Origin of the sequence: Roseburia sp. CLA-AA-H209, assembly GCF_020687575.1 — a bacterium.
GTDB classification, from domain to species: domain Bacteria; phylum Bacillota; class Clostridia; order Lachnospirales; family Lachnospiraceae; genus Roseburia_C; species Roseburia_C amylophila.
The window spans coordinates 62069-74406 of sequence record NZ_JAJEQU010000007.1; the positions used below are offsets into that span (position 1 = coordinate 62069).

Annotated in this window: 12 protein-coding genes; all 12 read left to right on the forward strand. The window is 41.5% G+C overall.

Features of this window, described 5'->3' with window-relative positions:
* Positions 1–85: 85 nt before the first annotated feature.
* Positions 86–1624, forward strand: a complete 1539-nt coding sequence (locus tag LKD41_RS08255; protein ID WP_022243322.1) for a YifB family Mg chelatase-like AAA ATPase — start codon at positions 86–88, stop codon at positions 1622–1624.
* A 5-nt stretch (positions 1625–1629) separates the two neighbouring features.
* Positions 1630–2724, forward strand: a complete 1095-nt coding sequence (dprA, locus tag LKD41_RS08260; protein WP_227700911.1) for a DNA-processing protein DprA — start codon at positions 1630–1632, stop codon at positions 2722–2724.
* A 34-nt stretch (positions 2725–2758) separates the two neighbouring features.
* Positions 2759–4849 carry a type I DNA topoisomerase gene (gene topA, locus LKD41_RS08265; RefSeq protein ID WP_227700912.1) on the forward strand — a complete coding sequence of 697 codons (2091 nt, stop codon included), beginning with the start codon at positions 2759–2761 and terminating at the stop codon, positions 4847–4849.
* A gap of 91 nt (positions 4850–4940) precedes the next feature.
* The gene (gene codY / locus LKD41_RS08270) at positions 4941–5714 is read left to right on the forward strand and encodes a GTP-sensing pleiotropic transcriptional regulator CodY (protein ID WP_022243319.1); all 774 of its coding nucleotides are present in this window, start codon (positions 4941–4943) and stop codon (positions 5712–5714) included.
* A 225-nt stretch (positions 5715–5939) separates the two neighbouring features.
* The gene (gene flgB / locus LKD41_RS08275; protein WP_117698276.1) at positions 5940–6329 is read left to right on the forward strand and encodes a flagellar basal body rod protein FlgB; all 390 of its coding nucleotides are present in this window, start codon (positions 5940–5942) and stop codon (positions 6327–6329) included.
* A gap of 22 nt (positions 6330–6351) precedes the next feature.
* A complete protein-coding gene (gene flgC, locus LKD41_RS08280) occupies positions 6352–6795 on the forward strand; it encodes a flagellar basal body rod protein FlgC (protein WP_022243317.1) in 444 nt (147 codons plus the stop codon).
* A 27-nt stretch (positions 6796–6822) separates the two neighbouring features.
* Complete coding sequence (fliE, locus tag LKD41_RS08285; RefSeq protein WP_022243316.1) at positions 6823–7134, forward strand: flagellar hook-basal body complex protein FliE; 312 nt, start codon at positions 6823–6825, stop codon at positions 7132–7134.
* A gap of 21 nt (positions 7135–7155) precedes the next feature.
* Positions 7156–8763, forward strand: a complete 1608-nt coding sequence (locus LKD41_RS08290) for a flagellar M-ring protein FliF C-terminal domain-containing protein (RefSeq protein WP_227700913.1) — start codon at positions 7156–7158, stop codon at positions 8761–8763.
* Positions 8764–9771, forward strand: coding sequence for a flagellar motor switch protein FliG (fliG, locus tag LKD41_RS08295; RefSeq protein ID WP_022243314.1), 1008 nt, complete (start codon positions 8764–8766; stop codon positions 9769–9771).
* Positions 9764–10555: a FliH/SctL family protein gene (locus LKD41_RS08300; protein ID WP_158552072.1), complete on the forward strand. Its 792-nt coding sequence runs from the start codon at positions 9764–9766 to the stop codon at positions 10553–10555. Before fliG ends, LKD41_RS08300 begins: the two co-directional genes overlap by 8 nt.
* Before the next feature lie 10 nt (positions 10556–10565).
* Complete coding sequence (gene fliI, locus LKD41_RS08305) at positions 10566–11873, forward strand: flagellar protein export ATPase FliI (protein ID WP_117698274.1); 1308 nt, start codon at positions 10566–10568, stop codon at positions 11871–11873.
* 9 nt (positions 11874–11882) lie between these two features.
* Positions 11883–12329 (forward strand): flagellar export protein FliJ, encoded by a 447-nt coding sequence (gene fliJ, locus LKD41_RS08310; RefSeq protein ID WP_117698273.1) that lies wholly within the window; start codon positions 11883–11885, stop codon positions 12327–12329.
* Positions 12330–12338 lie beyond the last annotated feature (9 nt).

Consider the following 12338-nt stretch of genomic DNA (forward strand, 5'->3'; position numbering starts at 1 on the left):
AAAAATCCCGGACAAACAAAATGAACAGAGAAAATGAAATAATTACAAAAAACAGAATAATTGCAAAACAGAAAGGTGAAATTTAATGTACAGTATTGTATCAACGGCAATCGTGCGTGGCATTGAGAGCATTCCTATCCGCGTGGAAGCAGATGTGACGGATGGTATGCCAGTGTTTGAAATGGTAGGATTTTTATCGGCAGAAGTGCGGGAGGCAAGAGAGCGGGTGCGGACAGCCCTTAAAAATTGTGGATACCGTCTCCCACCAAAACGGATTACGATTAATCTCTCGCCGGCATATGTAAGAAAATGCGGTTCGTCCTTTGATTTGCCGGTAGCAGTGGCAGTGCTTGCAGCAATGGGGATTATTCCGAAAGACAGGCTGGAACAGCTTCTGATTGTAGGAGAAGTAGGACTGGATGGAAGAATAAAACCGATTCATGGAGTATTGCCCATCGTGACAAAGGCTGCACAGGAGCGGATGGACGCCTGTATGGTGCCGGTGGAAAATGCCAAAGAAGCTGCATTGGTAAAAGGAATCCGTCTGTTTGGTGTAAACACACTGGAAGAAGTGATAAAAGGCTTTAATGATGAAATTAAATTCTGGGAGCCTGAGAAAGAAGAAATCGGGCATGAGAAAAAGGTTAAGAGAAAAGAAGTACCGGATTTTTCAGAAATTAATGGACAACAGTTTGTGAAAAGAGCCTGTGAGATTGCGGTAAGCGGCAGACATAATCTCCTGATGATTGGACCACCGGGCGCAGGAAAAACAATGATTGCAAGGAGAATTCCGGGTATTTTACCGGAGATGACAGAAGAGGAGGCCCTGGAGGTAACAAAAATATACAGTGTAAGGGGACTTTTGACGGAAAGTGAAGCATGGATGGCAGAACGTCCTTTCCGTAATCCACATCATACCATAACACCACAGGGACTGGCAGGTGGTGGAATGGTTCCGGGACCGGGAGAAATCAGCCTCGCCCACCATGGTGTGCTCTTTTTAGATGAGCTAGCGGAGTTCCGGCGGGAAACCTTGGAAATTTTAAGACAGCCTATGGAAGAACACTGTGTAAAGCTTGCAAGGCTTGCCGGAAATTATGAATTTCCGTCGGATTTTATGCTGGTGGCTGCCATGAATCCCTGCCGATGTGGATATTATCCGGATTTGAACCGCTGTCATTGCACGAAAGGAATGGTGGAACAGTATTTAAAGAAAATCAGTCAGCCTTTATTGGACAGAATTGATATCTGTGTAGAGACAAAGCGTGTGGAATATCAGGATTTAATTAAAGAAAATCCGCATCAGGAGACTTCGGCAGAAATCAGAAAAAGGGTGGTTGCAGCTATGGAGCGGCAGCAGCAAAGGTTTGCTGGAACTAATATTCGTTATAACAGTAGAATTCCGGCGGCATTACTGACAAAATATTGCAGATTATCGACAAAACAAAAACAGTATATGGAAAGCATTTATCAGAAGCTGGAATTGACAGCCAGATCTTATCATAGAATTTTGCGGGTGGCGAGAACCATTGCAGATATGGACGGTTCAGATGAAATCCTAACCAGACATTTAAGTGAGGCGGTCTGTTATCGGAATGTAGATAAGAAATTCTGGGAGGGATAAATGGAATGAAATATAAATACTGGCTGGCGTGTATGGCACAGATGGCAGAAAACATTGGAACCGGAAAAGTGGAAAAACTGTTTCGTTTTGCCGGAAGTGCAAGAGTCTTATATGACATGTCAGAAAAGGAATTCATGCAGATTCCGGGCATTACCGAAGCAGATGTGAAGTCTGTTCTTACCTATAAAAAAGCATGGAACTTAGAAGAAGCATGGGAGAATTTAAAAAGAAGCGGACTGTATCTTGTAACAAGAGAGGATGAAAACTATCCGAAACGTCTTTTATATATCAATAAGCCACCTTATGGAATTTTTTATAAGGGCAGTCTGCCACCGGAAGATAAGAAAAGTATTGCTATTGTGGGAGCAAGAAGATGCAGTGAATACGGTCGTTACTATGCAAAACATCTGGCGGAACTGGCAGTAAAAGCAGGCTGCATTATAATCAGTGGACTGGCAGCAGGAATTGATGGAGCAGCCCACAGTGGTGCCATGGCGGCAGAGGGAGAAACCTATGCTGTTATGGGATGCGGGGCAGATTACTGTTATCCCAGACAGAATCAGAGGCTTTATCAGACCATGACACAAAAAGGCGGAATTCTATCTGAATATATGCCGCAGACAAAACCTTTGGGAAAGTTGTTCCCACAACGGAACCGGTTAATCAGCGGGTTTTCAGATGTGGTAGTTGTAATAGAAGCAAAGGAGCGGAGTGGTTCATTGATTACGGCAGACTTTGCCTTAGAGCAGGGAAAAGATATTTATGCACTTCCGGGGCGTGTTGGAGATGTGTTAAGTGGAGGCTGTAACCGCCTGATACGGCAGGGGGCTGGCATCATAGTGTCTCCGGAGGAATGGTTTAAGGATCTTGAAATTGATCTTGCCAATATAGTAGTTTCCAATGCTTTTTCAAAAAAGGTACTTGAAAAAGATGAAGGGGTGGTGTATAGTGTTCTCGATTTGCAACCGAAAAGTGCCCAGCAGATTTTGGAAGAAACAAAGCTACCGGTAGACCGGATGTGTGAGATACTGCTGACGCTGGAAAATGCAGGTTTTATCAAAGAAGTATATAAGAATTATTATATAAAAATGCATGAATAACCGTATAGAGAGAACAAAATAAAGGAGCAGGGTTATGGCTAAATATCTTGTTATTGTTGAGTCACCGGCAAAAGTTAAAACAATTAAAAAGTTTCTGGGGAAGAATTATGAAGTGGATGCATCCAATGGACATGTGAGAGATTTACCGAAGAGTACATTAGGCTTTGATGCAGAACACGGATTTGAACCAAAGTATATTACCATCCGGGGAAAAGGTGATGTACTTGCAAAATTAAGAAAAGAAGTGAAAAAAGCAGATGTCATTTATCTTGCAACTGACCCGGACCGTGAGGGAGAGGCAATTTCCTGGCATTTATATCAGGCACTGAATCTGGCAAATTCTGATAAAAAGGTTTACCGGATTAGTTTCAATGAGATTACCAAGAATGCAGTAAAAACTTCTTTAAAAAAACCGAGAGACATCGATATGGATTTAGTGAATGCCCAGCAGGCGCGCCGTATGTTAGACCGTATGGTGGGTTACCGGATCAGCCCGTTATTATGGGCAAAGGTAAAAAGAGGCTTAAGTGCAGGACGTGTACAGTCTGTGGCATTGCGTTTGATCTGCGACCGTGAAAGTGAAATCAATGCATTTATACCGGAAGAATACTGGACCTTAGATGCCAGCCTGAAAGTAAAAGGTGAGAAGAAACCGTTAACTGCAAAGTTTTACGGAACAGCAAAAGAAAAAATGAATATCACCTCAAGAGAACAGGCAGATGCTATTATGGCAGAGCTTGAAAAAGAAAAATTTGCCGTAACAGATGTGAAAAAAGGGGAACGTAATAAAAAGGCTCCACAGCCGTTTATCACCAGTACCTTACAGCAGGAAGCATCCAAGGTATTGAATTTCTCCACACAGAAAACCATGCGCTTAGCACAGCAGTTATACGAAGGTGTGGATGTAAAGGGAATCGGAACGGTTGGTCTGATTACTTACCTGAGAACAGATTCTGTCCGTATTTCAGAAGAAGCAGATGCTATGGCACGCAGCTTTATTGCAGAGCAGTATGGCGAAAATTATGTTTCTTCCCATGTAGAGGAAAAGAAGAGCAGTAACAAGATTCAGGATGCTCATGAAGCGATTCGTCCGTCTGATATTACAAGAACACCGGTAATGGTAAAGGAATCTTTATCCAGAGACCAGTTCCGCCTGTATCAGTTAATCTGGAACCGTTTTACTGCAAGCCGTATGAGTGATGCAAAATATGAGACAACATCCGTAAAAATCGGTGCTGGAAAATACTTTTTTACCGTAGCAGCATCCAAGCTTGTATTTGAAGGATTTATGTCTGTATACACCAATGAAGATGAGGAAAAGAGCACACAGAATGTGATGCTTAAGTCCATTGATAAAGATACAGAATTAAGTTTTGATGCATGGGATGAAAAACAGCATTTTACACAGCCGCCTGCTCATTATACCGAGGCATCTTTGGTAAAGGCATTGGAGGAACGTGGAATTGGAAGACCAAGTACCTATTCTCCGACCATAACCACCATTCTTGCCAGAAGATATGTGATTAAGGAAAATAAAAACCTTTATGTTACCGAGCTTGGTGAAGCAGTAAATTCCATTATGACAGAAGCATTTTCCAGTATCGTGGACGAACATTTTACCGCTAATATGGAGTCGCTGCTGGATAGCGTGGAAGAGGGAACCGTAAACTGGAAGACAGTAGTAAGCAATTTCTATCCGGATTTGGATGAGGCAGTAAAGAAGGCAGAAAAAGATCTGGAAAAAGTGCAGATAGCAGATGAAGTAACCGATGTAATCTGTGAAGAGTGCGGCAGAAATATGGTAATTAAATACGGCCCGCATGGTAAATTCTTGGCGTGTCCTGGATTCCCGGAGTGCCGTAATACCAAACCGTATTTTGAGAAGATTGGTGTTGCCTGCCCGAAATGCGGCAAAGATATTGTACTACGTAAAACCAAGAAGGGCAGAAGATATTACGGATGTGAGAATAATCCGGAATGTGATTTCATGTCATGGGCAAAGCCGTCATCTGAGAAATGTCCGAAGTGCGGAAGTTATATGGTAGAAAAGGGCAATAAGCTTGCCTGTTCCAATGAGCAGTGTGGCTTTTCAGAGGAAAAACCAAAAAGGGATGAAAAGAATTAAAAGTACAATTCAAATCCTTGAATTATCAGAATAAACATGATAAAATATTAAACAGTCTAGTTATTCTGAATATAGCGTGGAGGATATAAGTATGAGCGTTCAGCTGTTGGATAAAACAAGAAAAATAAATAAGCTTTTGCACAATAATAATTCGTCAAAGGTTGTGTTCAATGATATCTGTGAGGTTTTGACAGAGATATTGGATTCCAATATCCTTGTTATCAGTAAAAAAGGAAAGGTACTCGGAAGCAGCCAGTGCCGTGGAATTGATGAGATTCATGAACTGATTGTTGATGAAGTAGGCGGGTTTATTGATTCTATGCTGAATGAAAGACTGCTTGGAATTCTTTCCACAAAGGAAAACGTCAATCTGGAAACATTAGGATTTGAATCAGATATTAAGAAATATTCTGCAATTATTACACCGATTGATATTGCTGGTGAGCGGTTAGGAACATTGTTTGTATATCGTTATGATAACCAGTATGACATTGATGATATTATTCTCAGTGAATATGGAACAACGGTTGTCGGACTGGAAATGATGCGTTCTGTGAATGAGGAAAATGCGGAAGAGACCAGAAAAGTACAGATTGTGCGTTCAGCAATCAGCACACTTTCTTTTTCAGAGTTAGAGGCAATTACTCATATTTTTGATGAGTTAAACGGAACAGAAGGTATTCTTGTAGCCAGCAAGATTGCAGATCGTGTAGGAATTACACGTTCCGTTATTGTAAATGCATTGCGTAAGTTCGAAAGTGCAGGAGTCATCGAATCCCGTTCTTCCGGAATGAAGGGAACTTATATCAAAGTTGTAAATGATGTGGTGTTTGATGAACTTGCCAGAATACGAAAGGCAGATTAACCATAGAAATATAAACAAACAGAATATAAAGAAGAGCACACGGATGGTGCATCGGATAAAGGGATTTATAGTGGGAAAAAGCTGTAAATCCCTTTTATATTGTGTAGCCAATTGGAAAAAACACTAGATAATGTAAAAATAAGAAAAAAATACTTGTGTTTTTTACAAGATTATTTATAATAAAATATGATGCAATAACAATATGGATAACTATGGAGGTGCAGTATGATAAGTTCAAATGCGTTTGACTATATGAATGTGCTGAATAAGGCCGCAAGTGCGAGCTGGGAAAGAGAACAGTTAATATCAAATAATATTGCAAATGCTGATACACCTGGATATAAACGCCGGGATTTGGATTTTGAAAGTACATTGGAATCCGAACTGGGCAAAAGCAAATATGTTTCACTGGATGACAAGGTGGCAAATATCCATATGGACCATCTGAATGCAAAGACATATATCGATAATGCCTCTTATTCTTACCGTCTGGACGGCAACAATGTTGACCCGGAGCAGGAGAATGTAGAGCTTGCCTCAGAAACAATCCGTTATCTGGGATTGACCAACAGTATCAGTCAGGAAATATCACGGTATAAAACTGTTATTAAATAAAATTGTGTGGGAGGAATAAAGAATGGCATTATTTCAGTCGTTTGATATCAGTGCGTCCGGTATGACGGCACAGCGTTTTCGTATGGATACCATTTCTGAGAACGTAGCAAATGTAAATACAACCAGTACAGAGAATGGAACACCTTACCGCAGAAAAATCGTAACTTTTTCGGAAAAAGGCGTAACTCCGTTCAGTAAAGTACTTTCTGATTCCCGGGAAGGCTATGTGGGAAACGGAGTAAAGGTTTCTTCCGTAACAGAAGATTATTCTACTGATTTTACTATGGAATATGACCCGTCCAATCCGGATGCGGATGAAAATGGTTATGTGTCATATCCGAATGTAAATATAGTAACAGAAATGACGAATCTCATTGATGCCAGCAGAGCATATGAGGCGAACGTAACAGCTTTTGATGCAAGCAAACAGATTGCGCAGGCGGGATTACAGATTGGTAAATCATAAAGGATATTTGGAAAGGTGAGATAAACGATGAATGTTAATGTATTAACAGGAGTTTCGTCAGATGTTTTTAATACACAGAATGCAGCTGCAACACAGCAGTCAAACAGTGCGGAAAGCTTTGATAATATTCTTGCAACGGCAATGAACATGGTGAAGGAAACAAATAATTATCAGAACAATGCAGAGGAAGAGGAGATTAAATTTGCATTGGGAGAATCAACCAATACCCATGAATTGCTTGTGGCACAGGAAAAGGCCAATATTGCATTATCCTATACAGTTGCAGTAAGGGATAAAGTAATAGATGCTTACAAAGAAATTATGAACATGCAGATTTAGTATAGGTAGGATGAGTAGATTATGCCAGACAGATTGAAAGCAATATTAGAAAAAATAAAAGAGTGGTGGCTGAAGTTTACAACAAAGCAGAAGACGCTTCTTATCAGTATTACGGCTGTAGTAATTCTTGCATTGGTGATACTGGCTGTCGTGATGACGAAACCTACGATGGTTCAGCTGATAACCTGTGAGGATGCAACGCAGGCATCATCTGTAAAAGACCTTTTGGATGGAAACAGCATAGATTATGAGGTTTCTTCTGATGGAATGACTTTTTCGGTAAATGCAAAGAATCAGGCAGATGCAAATATTTTGCTTGGTTCAAACAGTATTCCGACCAACGGATTTACCATTGATGATGCATTAAGCGGCAGTATCAGCACAACGGAAGCTGATAAGAGTAAACGGTATCAGGTCTTTTTGGAAGATAAATTTGCAAAAGAACTGGAAAATATGGATTTGATTAAGTCGGCAGATGTTAACTTAAATATTCCGGAAGATGATGGAACCTTAGTTACAAGAAATCAGGAGTCCTATGCCAGCGTTAAGCTGGAACTGAACGGAGAGATGTCCGAAGACCAGGCGGCATCTTTGGCAAGATATATTGCAACTGAGATTGGCAATTCTTCCACGGATAATATTACGATTATTGACTCTAATTCCAACCTTTTATTTGCGGGTGGAGAAGAGAGTACAGCAATCGGAACTGCCAGCACACAGCTCAGTTATCAGACGAAGAAAGAAACACAGGTGAAGAAGGCTGTTACAGATGTAATTAAGGGAACAGACCTTTATGATACGATTGATGTAGGATTAAATTTAAAACTGAATTTTAATCAGGTTACAACTAATGAGAAAAATTATTCTGCACAGGGAGACAGGGATGAAGGACTGATTACCCATGAGGACCGTTATCAGTCAGACTCAACCGGTGGTACGTCGGGAACACCGGGAACAGACTCTAATGGAGATGGAACAACTTATGTACTTCCGGATGGAAGCACATCAGAAAGCTCTATTACAGATGATTCCATTGACCGTGCACTGGATGAAAAGAACACCCAGACCATTGGCTCTGTAGGGGATATAGAATATGACCAGTCATCCATATCTGTAACGGTAGCCCGTTATGTGACTTATAATGAGGATACCTTAAAAGCAGATGGTACTCTGGACAATATGACCTTTGATGAATTTGTAACACAGAATAACAACCGGGTAAAGGGAACGGTAGATCAGGATCTTTATACTATGGTATCTAATGCAACCGGTATCCCGACATCTAATATTTCGATTGTCAGCTATGATATTCCGATGTTTGAATATTCTAAGGGCAGCGGCAGGGGCTTTCAGGATTACCTGCAGATTATTCTTGCGGTTCTGATATTTGCACTGTTAGGATATGTGGTATTCCGCAGTACCAGAAAAGAAAAAGAAACTGAGATTGAACCGGAACTTTCTGTAGAATCATTGCTTGAGACAACCAAGCAGGCAGAACAGGAAGATTTGGAAGATATTGGTTACAATGAGAAGTCAGAGATTCGTGTCCTGATTGAAAAATTCGTAGATGAAAATCCGGAGGCTGTTGCGTCGTTGCTTCGTAACTGGCTGAATGAGGAGTGGGAATAAATGGGAACAGAAGAATATAATGGCATTCAGAAAGCGGCGATATTGCTGATAGCATTAGGACCGGAGAAGTCGGCCAGTATTTTCAAACATTTAAAAGAAGATGAAATAGAAGAACTGACACTGGAGATTGCAAATACCAGAAGTGTGTCACCGCAGACCAAAGAAAGCGTATTAAACGAATTCTATCAGGTATGCCTTGCACAGCAGTATATTGCAGAAGGAGGTATTGGCTATGCCAAAGAGCTCCTGGATAAGGCATTAGGCAGCGACAAGGCACAGGAGGTTATTACAAAACTGACAGCATCCCTTCAGGTTCGTCCGTTCGAATTTGTACGAAAGACAGATCCGAGTCAGGTGTTGAACTTTATTCAGGACGAGCATCCGCAGACCATAGCCATGATTTTGTCATATCTGTCACCGGCACAGTCTGCAATGATTTTAGGAGCCCTGACACCGGAGAAGCAGGCGGATGTTGCAAAACGTATTGCCAAGATGGACAGAACTTCACCAGATGTAATCAAAGAGGTAGAGCGTGTGTTAGAGAGAAAACTATCTTCCCTGATCAATCAGGATTACACAATTGTGGGTGGTGTAGATGCTATCGTTGGTATTTTGAATACGGTAGACCGTGGAACAGAGAAACATATTATGGAATCCTTAGAAATCGAAGAGCCGGAACTTGCAGACGAAATCCGCAAGAAGATGTTTGTGTTCGAAGACATCCTGTTGCTGGACGACCGTGCAATCCAGCGTGTGCTGCGTGATGTGGACAACAATGACCTTGCTGTTGCACTGAAGGGTGCCAACGAAGAGGTTCAGAATGTTATCTTTAAGAACCTGTCCAAACGTCTTGCTGCCATGATTCGTGAAGATATGGAATTCATGGGTCCGGTAAGAATGAAGGATGTAGAAGAAGCACAGCAGAAGATTGTTGGTATTATTCGTAAACTGGAAGACTCCGCAGAAATTGTAATTTCCCGTGGCGGAGGTGATGAGATTATTGTCTAATTTATATAAACAGCGTTTTATCACGAATGAATCTGAGAGCCGCGTGATTAATTCCAATACGCTGGCGTATCGTATTTTAGAAGAACAGTCCCGGGCTCTTGCAAAGACAAGAGAACCGGAACAGCCACAGGCAGAGTCAGGTGGATTTGTAGAAGGAATTGCTGCACCGCAGGTGGAAACAATTGATTATGAAGCAGAGGCAAAGGAAAAAGCAGAAGAAATTTTAGCACAGGCAAATGCCGAAGCAGACGAAATCCGAAAAGCAGCCCGGGAGGAAGCAGACGAAATTCGTAAGCAGGCACAGGAACAGGGACAGGCAGAAGGTTTGGAACAGGGAATGCAGGAAGGTGCTGCGGTTTATGATGCAAAGTTAGAGAGCATTGGAAAAAGGGAACAGCAGCTGCAGGATTCTTATCTGGAACAGATGCGGGAACTGGAACCGAAGCTTGTACATACAATTACAGATGTGGTTTCCCATGTTTTCCATGTGCAGTTCCATGATAAGGATGAGATTGTACTTTATCTTGTAAAACGGGCAATGGAATCCATTGACGGACCGAAAGAATTTACAATCAAAGCAGGTCCGAAACAGGCAGCATATCTGGAAGAACATAAACAGGAGCTGTTAGAATGCGTGGGACAGAATGCAACTTTGGATTTAGTTACCATTCATTCCATGACTGAAGGAGAATGTATCATAGAGACAGATACAGGAGTGTTTGAGTGTGGAATGGATGTACAGCTGGATAATCTGATTCGTGATATACAGTCATTGTGTATGTGAGGAAAAAAGAGTGACATGTGATTTGGAAAAATATCAGTTACTTTCGGATAAGACATATTATACCTGCCTTGGAAGAGTGTCTAAGGTAGTAGGTCTTACCATTGAATCTATCGGACCGGAAGCAAAACTGAATGACTTGTGTAAAATATATCGGGATAGAGAGCAAAAAGAATATGTCATGGCAGAGGTAGTCGGTTTTAAGGATAACCGGCTGTTATTGATGCCTTTTGACAGTATTGAAGGTCTGGGTGTTGGATGTATCGTAGCAAATACGGGACATCCTTTGTCTGTTTTGGTGGGAGATGAGGTTTTAGGCCATATTCTGGATGGAATTGGACGACCGACAGATGTGGATGAGATTCATACCGATAAGGAATATCCGATTGAAGCCCCGCCACCAGATCCGATGAAGCGTGAAATCATCAGTGAGGTATTACCACTGGGAGTTAAAGCAGTGGATGGATTAATTACCATTGGAAAGGGACAGCGTATTGGAATTTTTGCGGGTTCCGGAGTTGGTAAGAGTACCCTGCTTGGTATGTTTGCAAGAAATACCAAAGCGGATATCAATGTAATTGCCCTGATTGGAGAGCGGGGCAGAGAGGTGAGAGAATTTATTGAACGGGACCTTGGCGAAGAAGGTATGCGCCGTTCGGTGGTAATTGTGGCAACTTCAGATAAACCGGCATTGATTCGTAATAAAGCAGCCAAAACTGCAACAGCTGTAGCGGAATATTTCAGGGATCAGGGAAAAGATGTACTGCTGATGATGGATTCACTGACCCGATTCTCCATGGCACAAAGAGAAATCGGACTTGCTACCGGGGAACCACCGGTTACCCGTGGATATCCGCCAAGCGTGTATTCGGAAATGCCGAAATTATTAGAGCGGGCAGGAACAGCAGAAAGAGGTTCTATTACCGGACTTTATACGGTGCTGGTAGACGGTGACGATTTTAATGAGCCGATTACCGATACAGCAAGAAGTATTCTGGATGGACATATTGTGTTATCCAGAAAATTAGGACATAAGAATCATTATCCGGCAATCGATATTTTGCAGAGTATTTCCCGTGTAATGAGTTCCATTGTTTCGGCGGAGCATAAGGCGGTGGCAGGAAAGCTGAAAAATGTACTGGCAACCTATCAGGAAGCAGAAGATTTGATTAATATTGGCGCTTATAAGAGCGGCTCCAATGAAGAAATTGATTATGCGGTTTCTAAGATAAAAGCGGTCAATGAGTTTCTGTGTCAGAGGACTGATGAAAAATTTACATTTGAAGAAGAATTGACATTGTTGGAAGATGTATTCAAGTAGGAATGAGATATGGCAAAATTTATTTACCGAATGCAGAATATTTTAGATATTAAATTAAAACTGGAAAGTCAGGCAAAGATTGCATACAGCCAGGCAAATGCAGCACTCCGGGAAGAAGAGGCAAAGCTTTTAAAACTCTTTGAGCGGAAGAATGCATATGATAACCGGGCAAAAGAGTTGGTTGAAGGCAAAATAGATTTGCTGGAAATAAAAAAATGCAGACAGGCAATTGAAAGCATGAAGGTGTTGATTCGAAGACAGATGATGCAGGTGCAGGTAGCAGAGAAAAATGTGGAAGCCGCCAGGCAGAAACTGGAAGAAGTTATGAAAGAGCGAAAGACGCAGGAAAAACTACGGGAAAAAGATTTTGAAGATTTCAAACAACAACTGGCGCAGGAAGATAACAAGGTAGTAGACGAACTGGTAAGCTATAGCTATGGCAGACCGAAAAAATAGACAGGTGGT

What these genes read in the sequence shown, in the direction of transcription:
- LKD41_RS08255 (WP_022243322.1), top strand. Translation starts at nt 86, where the DNA reads ATGTACAGTATTGTATCAACGGCAATCGTGCGTGGCATTGAGAGCATT.
- dprA (WP_227700911.1), top strand. Translation starts at nt 1,630, where the DNA reads ATGAAATATAAATACTGGCTGGCGTGTATGGCACAGATGGCAGAAAAC.
- topA (WP_227700912.1), top strand. Translation starts at nt 2,759, where the DNA reads ATGGCTAAATATCTTGTTATTGTTGAGTCACCGGCAAAAGTTAAAACA.
- codY (WP_022243319.1), top strand. Translation starts at nt 4,941, where the DNA reads ATGAGCGTTCAGCTGTTGGATAAAACAAGAAAAATAAATAAGCTTTTG.
- flgB (WP_117698276.1), top strand. Translation starts at nt 5,940, where the DNA reads ATGATAAGTTCAAATGCGTTTGACTATATGAATGTGCTGAATAAGGCC.
- flgC (WP_022243317.1), top strand. Translation starts at nt 6,352, where the DNA reads ATGGCATTATTTCAGTCGTTTGATATCAGTGCGTCCGGTATGACGGCA.
- fliE (WP_022243316.1), top strand. Translation starts at nt 6,823, where the DNA reads ATGAATGTTAATGTATTAACAGGAGTTTCGTCAGATGTTTTTAATACA.
- LKD41_RS08290 (WP_227700913.1), top strand. Translation starts at nt 7,156, where the DNA reads ATGCCAGACAGATTGAAAGCAATATTAGAAAAAATAAAAGAGTGGTGG.
- fliG (WP_022243314.1), top strand. Translation starts at nt 8,764, where the DNA reads ATGGGAACAGAAGAATATAATGGCATTCAGAAAGCGGCGATATTGCTG.
- fliJ (WP_117698273.1), top strand. Translation starts at nt 11,883, where the DNA reads ATGGCAAAATTTATTTACCGAATGCAGAATATTTTAGATATTAAATTA.